Annotated in this window: 15 protein-coding genes; 8 read left to right on the forward strand and 7 right to left on the reverse strand. The window is 44.9% G+C overall.

What is annotated here, in order from left to right:
• Positions 1-73 precede the first annotated feature (73 nt).
• Entirely contained in the window at positions 74-1864 is a 1791-nt protein-coding gene (locus L3V33_RS03525; RefSeq protein WP_237289105.1) for a bifunctional protein-serine/threonine kinase/phosphatase, read from the forward strand.
• A gap of 78 nt (positions 1865-1942) precedes the next feature.
• Here L3V33_RS03525 and cra read toward each other — a convergent pair whose 3' ends face one another.
• Positions 1943-2947, reverse strand: coding sequence for a catabolite repressor/activator (gene cra / locus L3V33_RS03530; RefSeq protein WP_237289107.1), 1005 nt, complete (start codon positions 2945-2947; stop codon positions 1943-1945).
• A 373-nt stretch (positions 2948-3320) separates the two neighbouring features.
• Between cra and fruB the strand changes: the two genes are divergently transcribed.
• The 3 genes from fruB to fruA are packed head-to-tail and all read left to right on the forward strand — an operon-like array spanning position 3321 to position 7217.
• Positions 3321-4454, forward strand: a complete 1134-nt coding sequence (fruB, locus tag L3V33_RS03535; protein WP_237289109.1) for a fused PTS fructose transporter subunit IIA/HPr protein — start codon at positions 3321-3323, stop codon at positions 4452-4454.
• 9 nt (positions 4455-4463) lie between these two features.
• Entirely contained in the window at positions 4464-5441 is a 978-nt protein-coding gene (gene pfkB / locus L3V33_RS03540) for a 1-phosphofructokinase (RefSeq protein ID WP_237289111.1), read from the forward strand.
• A gap of 15 nt (positions 5442-5456) precedes the next feature.
• Positions 5457-7217, forward strand: a complete 1761-nt coding sequence (gene fruA / locus L3V33_RS03545; RefSeq protein WP_010428980.1) for a PTS fructose transporter subunit IIBC — start codon at positions 5457-5459, stop codon at positions 7215-7217.
• A 148-nt stretch (positions 7218-7365) separates the two neighbouring features.
• Here the strand turns inward: fruA and L3V33_RS03550 are convergent, their stop codons facing one another.
• The 5 genes from L3V33_RS03550 to yghU all read right to left on the reverse strand — a co-directional run bounded on the left by L3V33_RS03550 (position 7366) and on the right by yghU (position 11881).
• Complete coding sequence (locus L3V33_RS03550) at positions 7366-7689, reverse strand: DOPA 4,5-dioxygenase family protein (protein WP_017085490.1); 324 nt, start codon at positions 7687-7689, stop codon at positions 7366-7368.
• 165 nt (positions 7690-7854) lie between these two features.
• Complete coding sequence (locus L3V33_RS03555; RefSeq protein WP_237290161.1) at positions 7855-8652, reverse strand: metal ABC transporter permease; 798 nt, start codon at positions 8650-8652, stop codon at positions 7855-7857.
• Between the two features lie 2 nt (positions 8653-8654).
• A complete protein-coding gene (locus L3V33_RS03560) occupies positions 8655-9560 on the reverse strand; it encodes a zinc ABC transporter substrate-binding protein (RefSeq protein WP_237289130.1) in 906 nt (301 codons plus the stop codon).
• Between the two features lie 16 nt (positions 9561-9576).
• Positions 9577-10707 carry a hypothetical protein gene (locus L3V33_RS03565; RefSeq protein WP_237289133.1) on the reverse strand — a complete coding sequence of 377 codons (1131 nt, stop codon included), beginning with the start codon at positions 10705-10707 and terminating at the stop codon, positions 9577-9579.
• Between the two features lie 316 nt (positions 10708-11023).
• On the reverse strand, positions 11024-11881 hold the full coding sequence (gene yghU, locus L3V33_RS03570; protein WP_237289135.1) for a glutathione-dependent disulfide-bond oxidoreductase: 858 nt from the start codon (positions 11879-11881) through the stop codon (positions 11024-11026).
• A gap of 275 nt (positions 11882-12156) precedes the next feature.
• Between yghU and L3V33_RS03575 the strand changes: the two genes are divergently transcribed.
• A complete protein-coding gene (locus L3V33_RS03575) occupies positions 12157-12501 on the forward strand; it encodes a YajD family HNH nuclease (RefSeq protein ID WP_004730279.1) in 345 nt (114 codons plus the stop codon).
• Positions 12502-12690: 189 nt separating this feature from the next.
• On the opposite strand, the gene L3V33_RS03580 is transcribed toward L3V33_RS03575, so the two are convergent.
• Entirely contained in the window at positions 12691-13071 is a 381-nt protein-coding gene (locus tag L3V33_RS03580; protein ID WP_054547036.1) for a hypothetical protein, read from the reverse strand.
• A 594-nt stretch (positions 13072-13665) separates the two neighbouring features.
• On the opposite strand from L3V33_RS03580, the gene L3V33_RS03585 reads away from it, so the two are divergent.
• The 3 genes from L3V33_RS03585 to L3V33_RS03595 all read left to right on the forward strand — a co-directional run bounded on the left by L3V33_RS03585 (position 13666) and on the right by L3V33_RS03595 (position 19138).
• Positions 13666-14904: an OFA family MFS transporter gene (locus tag L3V33_RS03585; RefSeq protein ID WP_017079765.1), complete on the forward strand. Its 1239-nt coding sequence runs from the start codon at positions 13666-13668 to the stop codon at positions 14902-14904.
• Positions 14905-14961: 57 nt separating this feature from the next.
• On the forward strand, positions 14962-16626 hold the full coding sequence (locus tag L3V33_RS03590) for a VRR-NUC domain-containing protein (RefSeq protein ID WP_237289137.1): 1665 nt from the start codon (positions 14962-14964) through the stop codon (positions 16624-16626).
• Positions 16627-16783: 157 nt separating this feature from the next.
• The gene (locus L3V33_RS03595) at positions 16784-19138 is read left to right on the forward strand and encodes a fatty acid cis/trans isomerase (RefSeq protein ID WP_237289139.1); all 2355 of its coding nucleotides are present in this window, start codon (positions 16784-16786) and stop codon (positions 19136-19138) included.
• Positions 19139-19229 lie beyond the last annotated feature (91 nt).

Consider the following 19229-nt stretch of genomic DNA (forward strand, 5'->3'; position numbering starts at 1 on the left):
CTCAAGCAGATGAGAAAACGGCCAGTTAAGAAGACGGCAGTTAAGAAGACGGCAGTTAAGAAGAAGAACAGTTATGACAATTTCATTCAGCCAAGGACAAGTCACCACGCCAGAGTCAAACAACCAAATGACGCTGAAGTTTGGTGGTTACTCAAATAAAGGCATTCGTGATGAAAACCAAGATGCCATCATTGTAAAACACCCAAAAACTCGCGCTGAGCAAGAGTTAAAAGGCAGTGTTGCCTGCATAGCCGATGGTGCCAGTTGCAGTGAACATGGCCAAAAAGCCAGCCATACCAGCGTGATGCAATTCATTGATGACTACTACGCCACTCCAAAAAGCTGGAGCATTCAGCGCTCGGCGCAAAAGGTCTTAACCTCGCTCAATTCTTGGCTCTTCAACACGTCTGTTTCTAATATTCATCCCGCACAACAAGTGAACCACAATGCGCTCGTTTCCACTTTTAGCAGCGTCATTCTAAAATCCAACACCGCGCATATATTCCACATTGGCGACAGTCGCATTTACTTACTAAGAGATGGAGAATTACGCCAACTGACCCGCGACCACACGCGTAAAAATATGGGGCAGAAGCATTATCTAACTCGCGCCTTAGGCATGGACAACCAACTCAACGTTGACTATCAAACCCTGCCTATCAAGAAAGACGACTGCTTCATCCTGACATCTGACGGCGTACACGAGTTTGTCTCGCCCAACACATTCAAGGATCACATCGACAAACCAGGAGCGGATTTCGAATACGCGGCACAAACGATCTGTAACACTGCTTTAAGCCACAATAGCTCAGACAACGTGAGCTGCTTGATTGTCCAAGTCAGTCACCTTCCTAAACCATCACTTATTGAATTCCATGAAAAGCTTGCCAAGCGCGCTATCCCACCCGCTTTAAAGCTTGGGCAAAGCATCGACAACTATATGGTACTCGAGGTGTTGTATGCAGGTTCAAGAAGCCATGTATACCGTGTGATGCAGAAAGAGACACAAACCGAATTCGTCTTGAAAGTACCCTCGGTTCAATACCACGATAACCCAGCACAATTGAGCACCTTTTTTAACGAACAATGGGCAGGAATCCTGCTAAACAACAAGAAAGTAATGAAGGTCTACCCGACTCCAGAACACTCGCAATTCCTATATCAAATCTGCGAATGGATAGAAGGCATCACGCTGAGACAGTGGATGTACGACAATCCCAAACCTTCACTCAAACAGGTGCGCGATATACTCGATAAAATCACACAAGGTATCCGAGTGCTACAACGTGCGGATATGGTGCACAGAGACTTAAAACCTGAAAACATCATGATTCAACGTGATGGCGAGATTAAAATCATCGACCTTGGGGCTGTGTTAGTAAGAGGTATTGAAGAAGGAAGTAAATCAGAGCAAGACTCAGTACCGTTGGGTGCCGTTAATTACATTGCCCCGGAAACCATAAAGCACAATACCGCGACCACAAGTTCGGATCTGTTCTCTATCGCGGTCATCGGGTATGAAATGCTCACAGACGAACTGCCCTATCCTGAGATGTCTGTACAATCGCTCAAGCAATCTCGTCACCATCAATGGGAATACCAACCGCTGACTCAAAAGCGCACTGACATACCAGCTTGGGTCGATTTGGTTTTGCAAAAAGCCTGTGCCGAATCGCCGAGCGAACGCCATCAAGTGTTAGGGGATTTTGTGGCCGACCTTTACACGCCAAACCAAAGCTTGGTGAAAAGCAAAGCCAAGCAACCTTTGATAAACCGAAATCCAATCCAGTTTTGGAAAGTGTTGGCTTTGTTGCTCGGCATTGTTGCGGTCGTAGAACTGGGTTTATTGTTAAACCCAAGCTAGATACGTTTACAAATTAGCTTAATCGAACCTAGCTTAATCTAAACAAAACGAGTCTAGCCTAGTATAAACTAATAGCACTTAGCCTCGTCTAACTAAGCTTCTTGACACTAATTCAATACCCGCTTGATAACGTTTAGCAGAAGCATTCAAAGCAAGAGCAAAGGCACTATCCGCAATCACCTCAAACTGCTGCGGAAGTGAATGGACCTTAAAGGGCAAGAAGTCGAGCAGTCGGTTATCACCAAAAGTCGCCAACTTCACTTGATTAACTAATTCTGGTTTTTCAACCATCACATCCAGTACACCTTCTAGTAAGGTGTAAGACATAGTGACAATCGCATCAGGAACCGTGCCTTTAGCAATCCACTCTTCAAAAACCGCACGCCCAGACTCTCTGTCAAAGTGTTCACCATAGCCCACAATTGTAGATTTGCTTTCTGAGAGTCCAACCTGCTGAGCATACGCTTTATTGGCTGCTTCAAAACCCAGTTGGCGTTCACGTGAGATATTTAGGTCTGGCAATGCACCTATCAAGCCAACGCTATGAATACTTTCATCCAGAATCGAATGGGTCAGCTCAAACGCAGCTTCGAAATCTTCACTGATCACGCAAGCAAAATGCTCATCATCTAACGGACGGTCAATCGCGATTACGGGGGTACCTGAATTTTGCAGTTTCAAGTAGAACTCGTTGGCGTCTGGCATTGAACTGGCAACCAACAAGGCATCTATACGACGGCTCACCAAAGCTTCAGCCACCTTTCGCTCAGTTTCAGCATCATCATCAGAACATCCAATCAGGATTTGATAACCCACTTTACGTGAGTTCTGCTCTATCAATTTAGCTAAACGCGCGTAACTGCTGTTTTCCAGATCAGGAATAATCAAACCAAATGAACGGCTATTACCAGCACGCAGCGACGAAGCAGCATGGTCTGGTCGGTAGTTATACTCTTCCACGACTGCCATGACTTTCTGCTGTGTCTTTTCACTGATTCTGTATTTCTGCGCCTTGCCGTTGATGACATAACTGGCCGTGGTTTTCGACACACCAGCCAATTTAGCAATTTCATCAAGTGTCATATGGGTGACCTGTATTTTGTGCGTAGGATCATATAACCAATGATCTGATCCTCGGATTAGTTGAATTATATGCTGAATCGATTCAGTATAAAAGCTGAAAGGATTCAGCAAAATCTGAAAAGTGACTTCAATCATCCTTTTATATGGATTGAGCGTCATTTGTTGTGATTCAACTTCTCGTTATTAACGAAACTGAAATTACGACGCGCAGCAAAACTATTTTGAAAACCAAAATCGGCTTTGCTGAATTTTTTTACACTGAATGCTGAACCGATTCAGCAAGCATAAGGCAAAGAGTTAAGCTCCATAAATCTTGCTCTAGACTGAATCGTAGCGATACACAAATTCTCAAGCGATACGCTAAAGAGGCACCATGCTTAAATTATCAAAATCTGACATCACTCTTGGTCAAACGGCCGAAGACAAATTCAAAGCTATCCAGAACATTGCTGGCGACCTAACCGCGAAAGGCTTAGTGGATTCTGGCTACGTTGAAGGAATGCTGAACCGTGAAAACCAGAACTCAACGTTCCTAGGTAACGGCATCGCGATTCCTCACGGCACCACTGACACACGTAACCTAGTAAAAGAGACAGGCGTAGCGGTTCACCACTTTCCTGAAGGCATTGATTGGGCAGACGGTAACCGTGTTTACGTAGCCATTGGTATTGCAGCGAAATCTGACGAGCACTTAGGCATTCTTAAGCAGCTAACGAAAGTGCTAGCGGCAGACGGTGTTGAAGAGAAATTAAAGCAAGCGAAATCAGAAGACGAAATCATCGCCCTACTTAATGGCGAAGTTCAACTAGAAGCAGACCTAGACGCTTCTTTAGTTCAGCTACTGTTCCCTGCGAGCGACATGGTCCAAATGTCTGCTGTAGCTGGCGGCCTACTTAAGAACACAGGTTGCACTGACAACGTATTCGTTGCTGACCTAGTAACAAAAACTCCAACTCACCTAGGCCAAGGCCTGTGGTTGTTGGGCAGCGATAAAGGCGTGACTCGCACTGGCGTATCGTTTGTTTCAACAGCAAACCATTGTGAGTACGAAGGCACACCAGTGAAAGCATTGGTCGCATTCGCAGCTTGTAACAGCGCACACCAATCTATTCTGGCAAACCTAAGCAAGATGGTTTTCGAAGGTAAACAGCAACAACTGTTAACCGCTGACATTGCACAAGTGATTGGCCTTCTAAAAGGTGAAGCGGTTTCTACAGCGTCTCAAGACGATGATAACTGTGCAGTCTTCAAAATCAAAAACGCGCACGGCCTACATGCTCGTCCGGGTGCAATGCTGGTTGCTGAAGCGAAGAAATTTGAATCAACAATCCGCGTTTCAAACCTAGATGGCGACGGAAAAGAAGTGAACGCGAAGAGCTTGATGAAAGTAATCGCACTTGGCGTTAAACACGGCCACCAGCTTCAGTTTGTTGCTGAAGGTGAAGATGCAGCACAAGCACTTGAATCGATTGGTAAAGCTATCGCTTCAGGCCTTGGCGAAGGTTAAGGAATCGATATGTCTGATAAACAAATCAAAGCCGTTACCGTTACGCTAAACCCTGCTCTCGATCTGACTGGTGCTATCGACGCACTAAATGTAGGTTCAGTGAGCCTAGTAAACAAAGGCTCTCTTCATGCAGCAGGCAAAGGCGTAAACGTAGCAAAAGTACTTTCAGAGCTTGGCGCTAAAGTGACCGTGACAGGCTTCCTTGGCCGCAATAACGAAGAAGCGTTCTGCCAACTGTTCGAACAGATGGGCGCAACTGACCGCTTCATCCGTGTAGATGGCGCAACCCGCATCAACGTAAAACTGGTAGAGAACTCAGGCCAAGTAAGCGACATCAATTTCCCAGGTGTTCCTGTTGATACAGACGCGATTAAAGCGTTTGAAGAAACCTTGTTAGAACTGGCTGAAACGCACGATTACTTCGTGATTGCAGGCAGCTTGCCACAAGGTATCTCCCCTGAGCTTTGCGCTTCTTGGGTACAACGCTTGCGTGACCTAGGTAAAAAGGTGCTGTTCGACAGCAGCCGTGACGCACTTAAAGCCGGTATCAATGCACAGCCTTGGTTAATTAAGCCAAATGATGAAGAGCTGTCTCAGCTTTTCAACGCAGAACTGACAACACGTGACCAATGCCAACACGCAGGCCAAGCCCTAAGTGAAAAAGGCATCGATAACATCGTGGTATCACTTGGCGCAGAAGGCGTGATGTGGCTTAACCAAGGTGAATGGTTACATGCTCAACCGCCGCGTATGCAAGTGGTGAGCACGGTAGGCGCAGGTGACACATTGGTTGCAGGCCTATGTTGGGGTCACATGCAACAGATGCCAAAACCAGAACTTATTAAATTCGCAACCGCCCTATCTGCTCTAGCAGTTTCACAGGTAGGCGTGGGCATCACCAGCCAACAAGAGCTGGATTCAGTACTACAAAATATCCAATTACAGTCGCTTAGTGCTCCAACTAGCCAGTTAGACACAAGCAAATAGGACAAAAGGTTTATTATGAATATTACCATTATCACAGCTTGCCCTAGTGGCGTAGCAAACAGCATCATCGCCGCAGGCTTGTTAGAGCAAGCGACAAAAGCACTGGGTTGGAACGCCGCTATTGAATGTCAATCAAGCGTGCTACCTGACTCAACCGTATCGCAAGACACTATCGACAGCAGCGACGTTGTGGTTATCGCAGCCAACACAAACGTTGATAAAGCGCGCTTTGTCGGTAAGAAAGTGTACCAAGCGGCTATCTCTGAATGCACTGCAGATGCAAAAGCATTTCTTGAGAAAGCGGTAGCAGAAGCAACAGTACTAGACGCTTCTCAAGTTGAGACTACAGTGGAAGTGACTGGTACCTCAGTAAACTCTTCTACAACAGCAAGCACAGGCAGCAAAAAGATCGTAGCGATTACGGCTTGCCCGACTGGTGTTGCACATACCTTTATGGCAGCTGAAGCGCTTGAAGCAGAAGGCAAACGCCTAGGTCACCAAATTAAAGTGGAAACTCGCGGCTCTGTAGGTGCGAAGAACCAACTGACAGACCAAGAAATCGCAGACGCTGATCTTGTTATCATCGCTGCCGACATCGACGTTCCTCTAGATCGTTTTAACGGCAAAGCGCTATACAAAACGACAACGGGTCCTGCGCTTAAGAAAACAAAGCAAGAGATGGAAAAAGCGTTCGCAGAAGCTAAACCATACCAACACACTGCTTCTTCAAATTCAGCGCCTGCTGACGAGAAGAAAGGCGTGTACAAGCACCTAATGACAGGTGTTTCTCACATGCTTCCAGTGGTGGTTGCGGGTGGTTTGATCATCGCACTCTCTTTCGTATTCGGTATCGAAGCGTTTAAAGAAGAAGGCACATTAGCAGCAGCACTGATGACTATCGGTGGTGGTTCTGCATTCGCTCTAATGATTCCTGTTCTTGCTGGTTTCATTGCATTCTCGATTGCTGACCGTCCGGGTCTGGCTCCAGGTCTAATCGGCGGTATGTTGGCTAGCTCAACGGGCGCAGGTTTCCTAGGTGGTATCGCAGCAGGTTTCATTGCCGGTTACGCAGCGAAATTCATTGCCGACAAGGTTCAACTTCCACAATCCATGGAAGCCCTCAAGCCAATCCTGATCATTCCGTTTATCGCGAGTTTGTTTACTGGTCTTGTGATGGTTTACATCGTAGGTGGCCCTGTTTCTGGCGTGATGAGCGCAATGACAACTTTCCTAAACAACATGGGAACGTCTAACGCGATTCTTCTGGGTGTGATTCTAGGCGCAATGATGTGTTTCGACCTTGGTGGCCCTGTAAACAAAGCAGCTTACACATTTGGTGTTGGTCTACTGGCTTCACAAACTTACGCACCAATGGCAGCAATCATGGCAGCAGGTATGGTTCCAGCTCTAGGTATGGGCCTTGCAACTTTCCTAGTGAAAGACAAGTTTGAAGCAGGCGAGCGTGAAGCGGGTAAAGCATCATTCGTTCTTGGCCTATGTTTCATCTCTGAAGGTGCAATCCCATTCGCAGCGAAAGATCCAATGCGTGTTATCCCAGCTTGTATGGCAGGTGGTGCACTAACTGGCGCACTATCAATGATGTTTGGCGCACAGCTAATGGCTCCACACGGCGGCTTGTTCGTACTACTGATTCCTGGCGCTATCTCTCCAGTTCTTATGTACCTAGTGGCGATTGCAGCAGGTACAGCAGTAACAGGTTTTGGTTACGCAGCTCTTAAAAAGATGAGCAGCGATAAAGTGACAGCAGAGGCTTAATCCCCCAAGCTCTTTAATTTAGAGCGCTTCTGATGCACTGATAATTTAAATGCAACAAATAAAACAAAGGCTCCTCATTTGAGGAGCCTTTTTATTATTCGTGCATTTTCCGGTCGGAATGAGTTAAGTACAATATTGGTATATTTGATTAGCTACTTAGCGTTTCTTCAAATACACCCAACTCACGACCAAGCCATGTCGCTCGTACTGTGTGATCCAAAGTTTCTTCACCACCTGTTACTGGGTGAATTAGAACCGACATATCACCGCGCTCTTGCTCCAACCACTCAACAATACCCGACTCTTTGTTAGCAAAATGAATCTCAAACATTGGCATCTTATGTGGGCCAACCAAACGCTGTATTAATGGGAAAGTCTCTAACACATCTTTACGTTCCGATAGAATTTTCTGACGCAGTGTTTCTGCCTGCTCTGCAAAGCGCAGAGGAAAATATATATGACCGTGGTACATGGCACCATCCTTTAGAATTATGATGTCGCGATTTTATACCTAAACCGCCTTTAATAGCTAAATCTAAATATAATATGCCATCGCTATCGGTTCTAAATAGCGATAGCGCCATGACCTTTTTAACGTCAGGTTCGTTGCCTCCAAGTTAAACCTTAGAGGCCTTCCCTAACCACAAGCTCGTGTCGAACTATCGGCACAAGTACTTCTAATCAACTGGGATACAATATTGAACATCACCCCTACCAAAAACAGCGTGATGACAATACTCGCGCCACTCGGTAAATCGTAGTAAGCCGACACTGCTAAGCCCGATAAAATACCGACAGTGCCAATCCCAATACTCGCGATAAAGAAGCGAACGCCTTTATACGCAGCTGCACATAACGCAGGAATCACCAGTAACGCAAACTCCAAATATATCCCAGTCAGCTTTACGGTGATCGGCATCAATATAGCGAAGATAAGATAAAAGCCACTACCCTGCATAAATTCAGGCTTTACGCTAATCAACACCAACACCGCGGTCGTGATTATTGCCAATGGCCAGACATCATCCCAGGTAGACCACAACAGCTGCCCGTTGAGAATGCCTTGAATAAAGTCGGCGCCATGCGGATCTTTGCTAACCAATAGAATAGCCAACGAAGCAGACACCACAAACAAACTGCCTATCATTGGTTCTAAGTGTTCTTTGTAATGCTTTTCCATGAGTGCGATTAATCCACAAAGCAGTAATGACATAACCCACGGGCCAACCATCTCTGCAAACCAAGAACCGCTAAACAGTGTATATCGGCTCAACCAATACTGACTCAAAGCAGCGCCAAGGGCAGCCACTTGCGCGACAGCGAGATCAATAAAGATGATCTGGCGCTTGAGGACTTGCTCTCCAAGCACGATGTTCCCGAGTAATGCAATTAATCCACACAATACCGCAGGTGCTAGCCAACCATATTCATTCAACATTACGACCTCGTTGATGTTTCTGGGTTAACGAGCGTTCTCAGCAACTCATCAATGACTTGATCGTACATTTGATCAAGGCTCTGACCTTCTGCAACCGTCAATGGTAGCTGTATCGTAGGCTTGTTGATTTGCTGGTTAAGCCAATGAGCAGGACGCTGGTCTTGGTGTGATGAATACACAATCGCATCAAACGAAGCAGGATCCAACTTGGTCAATGACTGCAAATGTGACGTAGTCGGTGATATCCCAGGCTTAGGTTCTAAATCAGCAATTTGCGCCATATCTAACCAGTCAAAGAGGTAACGATATGTAGCATGATACCCGACCACTTTTTTACCTTGTAACGGCTCTGCTTTCGTTTCCCACTCTGCCAATTTATTACGCCAGTTGGCACGAAACTTCATACCATTTCGCATGTAGATATGTGCATTGTCAGGATCAACCAGTTGTAAACGCTTGGTGACTTCTCTAGAGATAGGAATCATATACTCAGCAGCAAACTGAACATGAGGATTACCATGGGCGTGGATATCTCCCATGCTTCGATCTACATGAGCATGAGTATCGAGCATACCCACCAAATCACTCGCGTATAACATGCCTGATGAGCTATTTTGAACCACAGGGTTACCGCTGCGTGCTTGCAGCATTGGCAGCCATCCTACTTCCAGTTCTGAGCCAGAACACATCACCATATCAGCCTGTCGCATCTTGGCAATCAGTGAAGGTCGAGCTTGCACATAGTGAGGATCTTGCTTCGCAGTGGTGGCTGAGTAGATCTTAGCGTCAGGAGCATGGCTATGGATAAGTGCTTGCCACTCAGGCTCACACACGAAGATGTTCAACGCCATCGCAGGCGAAGATACAATTATAGATGAAGATACAATGGCAACACCTGCTGCCATTGTAAGTCGGAGTTTCCTAGAATGCATGAGCACCGTGCGCCCCAAAGGTCATCACATACTGAAGGGTAAATACGTTATCTGTCTCTTTACTTTGGTTTTCAACGCGAGAGTATTGCGCTCTAACTGTACCAAAATGAGATGAATCCCAAGCGATCATTGCATCTGCTTCTTTGTCGTTCATTGCAGTAAAGTGCATGTGGTCACCATGTGCGTGTCCATCATAACTTTCCGCTTCACCGTAGCGCAGGCCTGCAGACCAGTTTGGGCTAAATCGGTAAACACCCGATACATAATAGCCTGCTAGCGTATCTGGTGATTCTGCGTCATTTTTGTACTTATCATCAACGATGCCGTCTAACAGCATGTACTCAGCTGCAAGCGTGAAGTTTTGGTATTTGTAGTTACCGTTCGGAGCCCACTTCCATACAAAATCAGCACCGTATAAGTTTGAGCCCGTTATCGCCGCGCCGTGGCTATGATCATGGTCATGCCCGTGATCATGTTCTCCAAACTCACGAACTTTACCGTTTTCATTGCGTAAGTAGCTCAAACCAAACTGCCAGCTTGATGACTCTGAAAAGTCGTCACCCAGCTTAAGAGTTGTAGTGTAAACACCAACGTCAGAGCCATCATCAACAGAAGACATCTTGCTACCACTTAGCGCTTCAACACCGAACTTCACATACAGATCTGTAGGAAGAACGATGTTCGCACGAACACCATCATCGTAATAATGAGAGCCTAAAAATGTACGGTAAGCGGCAGGACGCTCGACAAAGCTATCGGTATGAATATGTTGGTTATTTAGGTAGCCGAAATCAGACAAGAAACGACCACCTCGAATGCTTAAGCCGTAAGGCATCGTCAGTGTTTCAATGAAAGCTTCTTCGAGTAGTAATTCAGTCTCATCATCGTGAGTTTCAATAACCGTAGTCAAAGAGCCATGGAACTTATCATCAATATTCGCCGACATGTTCAGTTCTGTATGACCAAGACCAAAACCTTCGCCGCGCTCTGAGTTATTACGTTGACCGTCTTGATAATACCCATCAAGAACGACACCGATTTGAGGGTTCGACAACGTGTCGGCAAAAACAGGGGAAACGAGAATGCTACCAACCGCTAGAGAAACCAATTTTTTATTCACAACTTTTTCCTTTCTAAGATACATCACCAATTAATTTATTGTTATGTTATAACATTACAATAAATAGTTAATCGTTGAAATGTAACAAAGTATGAAATAGCTCTAATAACAGGGCATTAAACAGGGTAAAAATCATTAATATTCAATTACATAAAAAAACAGCAATTGACAAGTGAAAGCGAATAGTAACTGTATTTATCGAAAGACTGATATAAGGAAGGAATGATTCGATGGAACAAAAAACTAGAGTTTGAGTTAACGTTGGCCGCTAAAACAAACTCTAGAGATACTGATGTCGACTATCGTTTTAAAATCACTACGGGCGTAGCTTTAAAACTCGGTCAATGTCTTCTGCGGAATGGCGCTCTGGTACTTGCTCCCACTCTTCGCCAAATGAACGGTTAACCACTCGACCGCGCTGAAAACCTTCACGCGCTTCAAGTTGCTTCGCCCAGCGCACTACGTTGGTGTAAGACTCAACTTGTAGGAACTCGGCTGCATCGTAAATTTTGCCTAATACAAGGTTGCCATACCAAGGCCAAATCGCGATATCTGCAATGCTTAGCTCTTCGCCCGCCACAAAAGTGCTATTTGCAAGTTGCTTGTCTAGCACGTCTAGTTGACGCTTCGCTTCCATCGCAAAGCGGTTAATTGGGTACTCTTGCTTTTCATCAGCGTAAGAGTAGAAGTGGCCAAAACCACCACCTAAGAATGGTGCTGAACCTTGAGCCCAGAACAACCAGTTAATGGTTTGTGTTCTCGCTGCCCCTTCTTTTGGTAAGAAGTGACCAAATTTTTCAGCTAAGTGCATCAAGATGGATGCCGATTCAAAGACATTCACATCTTCGTCACCAGACTTATCAACAAGCGCTGGTATTTTCGAATTCGGGTTTACACCAACAAAGCCAGAAGAGAACTGTTCAGCTTCACCAATGTTGATCAAGTACGCATCATATTCAGCTTCTTTAACACCCGCAGCTAACAACTCTTCCAGCAAGATGGTGACTTTTTGACCGTTAGGTGTACCAAGGGAATACAATTGAAAAGCATGGTCACCAACAGGAAGCTCTTTATCAAAGCGAGCGCCAGATTCAGGACTATTGATATTTGCCCACTTGTTACCACCATCAGCATCGTTAACCCAAACTTTTGGCGGTGTGTATTGTTCTGACATGATATTTCCTTATTAATATAGGGTAGCTTTAACTGATATTAGGTCACGCTCCCTTGGTTAAAACCCCTAAATACAATTTCTTTTCAAACTGTTAAGCATGGCTTATTCCAGAAAGACATAACCTTCTTTATGAGATAGCACACGTAAAAGATAAGTGCCCAATCAAACCTAAGCCACATAACGGTTAGTACGAAACATGATTTAGTCACGACATGCCTACAGGTTAAAGAAAGCTGTGATAAAATCGGGACATTACAATTGATAAGGATTAGGCAATGTCTTCAGATTACACTGGCTCGAGTGCAGCGTACGCTCGCCAAGAGAAAGGCTACCGCGAAAAAGCACTGAAACTGTACCCTTGGGTTTGCGGTAAATGTGCACGTGAATTTGTTTACTCAAACTTAAGAGAGTTGACCGTTCACCACGTGGATCACGACCATACAAACAACCCTGAAGATGGCAGTAACTGGGAGCTACTGTGCTTGTACTGTCACGATCATGAGCACTCAAAATATACAGATCATGACCGTTATGGCGTTGATGCAAAAGCCCGTTTAGACGACCATCAATCAGCAACGCACAATCCCTTTGCCGATCTAGCGAAGTTGATGAAGAAGTAACACGCGTTAAGAACTGTATTTGCTAGATGATAGCGGCTAGATATTAGATAAATAACAAGAAACCCCAGTATGTCACCATACTGGGGTTTCTTTTACCTGCCTTATAGCTAGAGTTCACTCGAGTTAAGGCCAGATCAAAAAGAGCCTTCCGAAGAAGGCTCTTTTTAGAATTCTGTATTAGGTCTGCAATTATGCAGCCGCTTGCTTGCGGGACTCTTCTACCTGCTTAGCGCGTTTTTTTAGCGTCAACTTATCGCGGTATGCAAACCAAACGTAAGACACAACCACTAAGAAGAACAGGTATGACAATGAGAAAATGAACGGCGATTGAATGATATCGTTCGAGATCCCCCAAGAAACACCGACAACTGTCACTGCAATTTTCGCGAAGAAGCCACACATTAATAGCATCAAAGCCAACTGTGGGAAGCGTGTGCTGCGGAATGCAAGCCAGTAACAACTACCCACCGCTAACGCAGCGATATAGAAGCCGAATAAGAAAGAGTGAATATGGTCAGCTGCCGCTAAACCACCAGAAATTGACATCAATAGAATTAAAAACAGTTTCATAATGCTCGCCTCACCATAAGTTGGAAACGCATCCTTTCAAATTTGGAATCTTTGTTTGCGTGCTATTTTCCCACTTTTCACGGACAACACAACCCCTCAAATCGAACAAAATGTAAGCAAAGGTGCTAACAAAAACCAACTGTAACAACTGGTTAACATTTTGTTTTTAATAGAACTCCGTTACTCCTTGTCTCATATGGATAAAGCTCCACTTCGATTTATTTTGTTACACAAAATTAACCTTAGAAAATAATTAAAATAATTCGTAACTCTGTGATATCCGCACGGAATACGTGGCAATTCAGAAATATTTATCGAAGAACACCTTAAAAAATAGGCTCGCTACGTTAAAAAGAACAAAACAGAAAGGTATTAAATACAATTGCAAAACTAATAAAAAACAACTCATTAACAAGTTTGAGTTTATTTACCAAAAATAGAAAAAGAGATTCCAATCACATTTTTATTGGTTATAATCCGCGCTCTTTTGCGCTGTCTGTTGATAAACGCAAACTAATTTTGAAGAAACAATCACAATAACCCGTCTTTAGTTAAGTGGCTCACCACTAACCAACGACAAAACTGAGAATAAAAATGAGCAAGATTGATAAAGCATCACGTATCCTGCTAGCAGGCTTCTGTATCAACCTTTGTCTTGGCATCCTGTATGCTTGGAGTGTATTTAACAAGGCGCTAGTCACCGAAGCTGGTTGGAGTGCTGCTGAAGCATCTGCACCTTACGCTATTGCAACTATCACATTCTCTGTTTGTCTTCTTGTTGCGGGCATCCTACAAGACCGTATGGGTCCACGTAAGATCCTTATCTTAGGTACAGCGCTTACTGGCCTCGGTATGATTGCTTCTGGTTTCGCTACGACTCCTATGATGCTAAATCTAACGTTTGGTGTGATGACAGGTGCTGGTATCGGCTTTGGCTACGCATGTCTTTCGCCATCAGCAATGAAATGGTTCCATTCTTCTAAGAAAGGTATGGTTAACGGTCTAATCGCTGCAGGTTTTGGTCTTGCTGCTATTTACCTAGCACCACTCACTTCTGCGCTAATCGACAGCATGGGTATTCAAACAAGCTTTATGATTCTTGGTGCCGGCGTACTTGCGATTGCAGTACCTCTAGCAGCAACAATCAACAACCCACCAGCGGATTACACGCCAGCTGAGCCTAAAGTAAAAGCAGGCCAAGCACCTAAGGCAGTAAAGAAGACTGAAGACCTAACGTGGAAAGTAATGCTGAAGACTCCTCAGTTCTACTCTCTATGGATCATGTACGCATTTGCAGCTTCTGTTGGTCTTATGATCATCGGTAACATCACTACGATTGCTAGCGTTCAAGCGAACCTACCAAACGCAGTTTACCTAGCGTCTATCCTTGCTGTATTCAACTCAGGCGGCCGTGTTGCTGCAGGTATGCTTGCAGATAAAATCGGTGGCGTACGTACTCTACTTCTAGCGTTCATCCTTCAAGGCGCGAACATGGCTCTATTCGCTACGTTCAACTCTGAATTCACGCTAATCATTGGCACAGCTATCGCAGCTGTTGGTTACGGTACGCTTCTAGCAGTATTCCCAACACTTACTGCTGAGTTCTACGGCCTGAAAAACTACGGTACTAACTACGGCGTGCTTTACACGGCATGGGGTATCGGCGGCGCTATCGGTGCAGCAGTTGTTGGTTACTCAATGACAAACGGCGAAGGTTACGGCCTAGCTTACACAATCTCTGCAGCTATGATGGCAGTGTGTATTGTTCTTGCAATCGTCACCAAGCCAATCTCTGAAGCTAAAGTTTCTGAACTAAAAGCATCTCAAGCTTAATCGTCAGAAAAGATTGAATTTGTTACTGAAGAGCTTAACCTTAGGGTTAGGCTCTTTTTGTATCAAGCGACTAACCCATTGACGATAGAAACCACTCCTCAGCTCTCCCCTACTTATTATCTCGACAACTTCAATCGACTGATTGAACACGCTCAAACACTCTATCCCGATCTTCTGAGTGACGATGAATGTCGTTGGTTATCTGAATACACACGTCTTTCTGAACCTAGCCAATGTTTGATGGTTCGTTTACTTTCTCGTAAAGGCCGTTGGTTTCGCAGCGATAAACTCAACTATGTTGAGATTTCTGATTTGAATACCGCACTACAAGAGCTAAGCACCGCAGGCTTTATTGCGTTGAGTCATCCCGCCGAGCGACATGACCTTGTCGTTAGCAATGTCGAACTCGGATTGCACTTGCTCACCAAACCAGAGCTGTTGAATTTATTCCCTGCCTTTAAGAGCAACAAAACTGCGAAGAAAGACGAACTCTTGGCGTTGCTCGATCACCAACCTTTTGATCAGTTCCAAAGCCTAGCATTCGATTGTATTTACGTTGTCGAATCTGAAGTTATCGATGTATTACTGTTGCTGTTCTTTGCCAACACCTATCAAGACTTAAGCCAATTCGTCTTAAGCGATCTTGGGCTCAATACCTTTGAGAACTATTCATTAAGCAAGCAGCGCCGCTTCTTCACTTCCAGAGAGCAACTCAATCAATTGCTCCAGATGCGCGATGTTCAACGCTTGTATTCAGAAGGAGACCGCAAAGACAGTGAGTTTCTTGAGCAGCTTTTACAGTCGATACCTGCCGAATCAGAACACAGAAGCATTGCCAGAAAACGATCGCGTTTGATCAATGATATTGCTCGCGATCTTGAAAGGCTTAACCTAAACGACCAAGCTGTCTTTTGGTTCAAGCAATCTATACTTCCACCCAGCAGAGAGCGACTTGCTCGCATCTACGACAAACAAAGTGAGCTAGACTTAATGTGTGACATTGTCACGCAAATGAAAACTGCTCCATCGGATGTGTCAGAGTTGGAAGTCGCTATTAAGCTTGAAGACAGGCTACTGCGGAAACAGGGGCACAAAGTTTCACGAACCATAAAACCGATCTGCAAAGAGATAAAGCTGAAATTAGACCTCAGCCAAACGCGAGTTGAGCTTGCAGTAAAGCAACATTTTGAAAGCCAAGGTTGGGATATTTACTTCTCTGAAAACAGTTTTCTATGTGGCTTATTTGGTTTAGCCTTTTGGGAGGTCATTTTTGCAGATGTTGAAGGCGCCTTTATCAATCGATACCAACATCGACCTCTAGATCTGTACCATTCCGATTTTGTAGACAAGCGAGCCGAACAGGTCGAAGCGGTGTTTCAGACTATATTCAAGCATGGGCTGAACCACTTACTCAATATATATGACCAGAAGCGCGGTATCGCCAATCCATTTGTTAATTGGAACTACTTCCCCAGATCACTCGTCGAGCACAGTATGGAGGCTATTCCCAACGCCTTGATTGTTGATCTTTTCAAAGTGATATTGAGTGATTTGAAGCTATTTAGAACTGGGATGCCCGATTTGATTGCATTCAAGGACAAAGAGTTTCATTGGGTTGAAGTCAAAGGCCCCGGAGACAAGCTGCAAGACAACCAATGGCGCTGGATCAAAGAGTTTGAGCGATTATCTGTCCCTTTCTCTGTTTGTTACGTCAACCAGTAAGCCTTAAGTCGACACTATAAATTCCAACCTAGGGTGAGTGACTCACCTCGATAAGTTGCTCAGTCCCATCAAGATCTTATCTATAAGATTGTTAGAACATGAGCATTTTCAATCATTTTCGATATAATTAGAGAAAATGCTTAATATATAAATACGTATGAATTTGAAAAAACTCTTCATTTTAGCTTTTGTTAGCGTCTTCTCAGGTTGTGCCGTCTACGCGGGTTTAAACTTCGACGAACTGTTTGGTAAACAACAAGTTCGCGATCGCCAAGCGCCTATTCTGTCGGCTCAAGCACAGCACTTCATTGATGAAGTAAAGCCCATCATTGATAACCGATGTGTGGTTTGTCACGCTTGCTATGACGCACCTTGCCAGCTCAAAATGTCTTCGGTAGAAGGTATAGACCGAGGTACGAGCAAAGCACTCGTTTATCAAGGCACCCGTTTAACCGCCTCAGCCCCTACTCGCTTGTTTGAAGATGCTTTAACCACACAAGAGTGGCGCGATGCGGATTTCCATCCAGTTCTCAACGAACGTATGCAGAACTCAACGGCTAACCTGGATGCTGGTCTTGTTTCTCGAATGTTGATCCAAAAAGAGAACCACCCACTTCCAGATCAAACCCAGCTTGAAGGTTTCGACTTTTCAACCGATCGCGACCAACAGTGCCCAACGATTGAAGAGTATGCCCAATACGAGAGAGATTACCCGACTTGGGGGATGCCTTATGGGATGCCGAACTTAGATAAAACAGAATACGCGACTTTAATGAGTTGGTTAGAAAATGGCGCGTTAATGAACGACCACATTCCACTGAATGATGCGGAACAAGAGCTCGTTAATGTCTACGAAAGCTTTCTCAATAAGAGTGACAATAAAAGCCAACTTTCAGCACGTTACATCTATGAGCACCTGTTTCTATCGCATGTCTACTTCTCTGATTTGGCGCAGCCAACGCGTTTCTTCACACTTGTTCGCTCTGCAACGCCTCCAGGTGAAGCGGTGCAACGCATCACGACTCGTCGCCCATACGACGATCCAAAAGTAGAACGTGTTTACTACCGCCTGATTCCAGAACAAGGCACCATCGTCGACAAAACGCACATGCCTTTCGCACTCAATAAAGAACGACTACAAAAGTGGAACACTTGGTTTGTCGATGCTAATTACTCTGTGAAACAACTCCCTAGCTACAACATTGATGTCGCAGCTAACCCTATGACTTCGTTTGAATCACTGCCAGTGAACTCTCGTTTCCATTTCATGTTGGACAATGCGCAAAACACCATCATGGCTTTTATCAAAGGGCCGGTGTGTCGTGGTCAACTTGCCTTGAATGTGATTAACGACCGTTTTTGGGTTTTCTTCATTGATCCAGAGAAAGCCGATTTACCAGAAATAAACGCTTTCTACGCCAGTCAGAAGAAAAACTTAAAACTACCTAGCGAGCTAAAAAGTAACACCGTACCAGCGACTAACTGGGTACGTTACTCTAAGCAACAGGCTCGATACCTAAATGCGAAATCAGACTTCACCAACCAATGGTTCGATAGTGGCGTGAACCTAGACACCGGTATAATTTGGGATGGCGATGGCATCAACCAAAATGCCGCTCTCACCATCTTTAGACACTTCGATAGCGCTTCGGTTGTTCAGGGTTTAGTCGGTTCACAGCCTAAGACAGCATGGATCCTTGATTACGCCTTACTAGAGCGCATTCATTACCTTCTTGTAGCAGGTTTCGATGTGTACGGAAACTTCGGCCACCAGCTGATTACGCGTATGTTTATGGACTTCTTGCGCCTTGAGGGCGAGAGTAACTTCTTAACCCTTCTTCCTAAAGATGTTCGCCATATTGAACACTCAAGCTGGTACAAAAACCAAAGTGCACAACTGAGCGATTACTTGCAACGCAATATCGCCCCTTTCGACCAACCAACAAGTGTGGTTTACAAAACGGCCGATCCTAAGCGTGAACTGCTCAATATGATCAAAGATAAGCTCGCGCCTGTCCTCGATAGTCGTTTTGATATTGTCGAAACAGGTTTTGGTCGAAAGAACGAAGCACTGCTTAACCAAGTGAATCTGATAAAGGGAGTCGGCCTGCGTCATGTTCCTCAGTTAGTGATGATCATGATTGAAGGCGAAAATGGCGAAGAGCAGCTGTTCACCATGATTCACAATAACGCTCACAGCAACATTTCAAGCTTGTTTAATGAAGAAGGTAACAGAGATTACGCCAATGATGACTTAACGCTCGTACGAGGCGTTGTCGGTAGCTACCCTGCCGCCTACCTGTCTTTAACCGAAAGCGAGATACCGACTCTGGTGAAAACTCTGCAAAATTTAAACACAGAAGAAGATTACGTGGCGCTGCTGGATAAGTTTGCGGTACGACGCAGTTCTAACGAGTTCTGGCCGTTCAGTGACCGAGTTCATCGTTGGTATCAACAAGACCAACCGATCGAGTTTGGCTTGTTGGATTACAATCGCTTTGAGAATAGGTAGTAAGCGATAAGCCTTAGTTCGAGCTCTTGAGCCTTGGTTAGCTTTGAATGGTTAGCTTTGAATGGTTAGCTTTGAATGGTTAGCTTTGAAT

It is taken from the genome of Vibrio sp. A2-1 (assembly GCF_021728355.1).
GTDB lineage: Bacteria > Pseudomonadota > Gammaproteobacteria > Enterobacterales > Vibrionaceae > Vibrio > Vibrio splendidus_K.

What these genes read in the sequence shown, in the direction of transcription:
- L3V33_RS03575 (WP_004730279.1), top strand. Translation starts at nt 12,157, where the DNA reads ATGTCTTCAGATTACACTGGCTCGAGTGCAGCGTACGCTCGCCAAGAG.
- L3V33_RS03525 (WP_237289105.1), top strand. Translation starts at nt 74, where the DNA reads ATGACAATTTCATTCAGCCAAGGACAAGTCACCACGCCAGAGTCAAAC.
- fruB (WP_237289109.1), top strand. Translation starts at nt 3,321, where the DNA reads ATGCTTAAATTATCAAAATCTGACATCACTCTTGGTCAAACGGCCGAA.
- L3V33_RS03550 (WP_017085490.1), bottom strand. Translation starts at nt 7,689, where the DNA reads ATGTACCACGGTCATATATATTTTCCTCTGCGCTTTGCAGAGCAGGCA.
- L3V33_RS03560 (WP_237289130.1), bottom strand. Translation starts at nt 9,560, where the DNA reads ATGGCAGCAGGTGTTGCCATTGTATCTTCATCTATAATTGTATCTTCG.
- L3V33_RS03580 (WP_054547036.1), bottom strand. Translation starts at nt 13,071, where the DNA reads ATGAAACTGTTTTTAATTCTATTGATGTCAATTTCTGGTGGTTTAGCG.
- pfkB (WP_237289111.1), top strand. Translation starts at nt 4,464, where the DNA reads ATGTCTGATAAACAAATCAAAGCCGTTACCGTTACGCTAAACCCTGCT.
- L3V33_RS03585 (WP_017079765.1), top strand. Translation starts at nt 13,666, where the DNA reads ATGAGCAAGATTGATAAAGCATCACGTATCCTGCTAGCAGGCTTCTGT.
- L3V33_RS03595 (WP_237289139.1), top strand. Translation starts at nt 16,784, where the DNA reads ATGAATTTGAAAAAACTCTTCATTTTAGCTTTTGTTAGCGTCTTCTCA.
- yghU (WP_237289135.1), bottom strand. Translation starts at nt 11,881, where the DNA reads ATGTCAGAACAATACACACCGCCAAAAGTTTGGGTTAACGATGCTGAT.
- fruA (WP_010428980.1), top strand. Translation starts at nt 5,457, where the DNA reads ATGAATATTACCATTATCACAGCTTGCCCTAGTGGCGTAGCAAACAGC.
- cra (WP_237289107.1), bottom strand. Translation starts at nt 2,947, where the DNA reads ATGACACTTGATGAAATTGCTAAATTGGCTGGTGTGTCGAAAACCACG.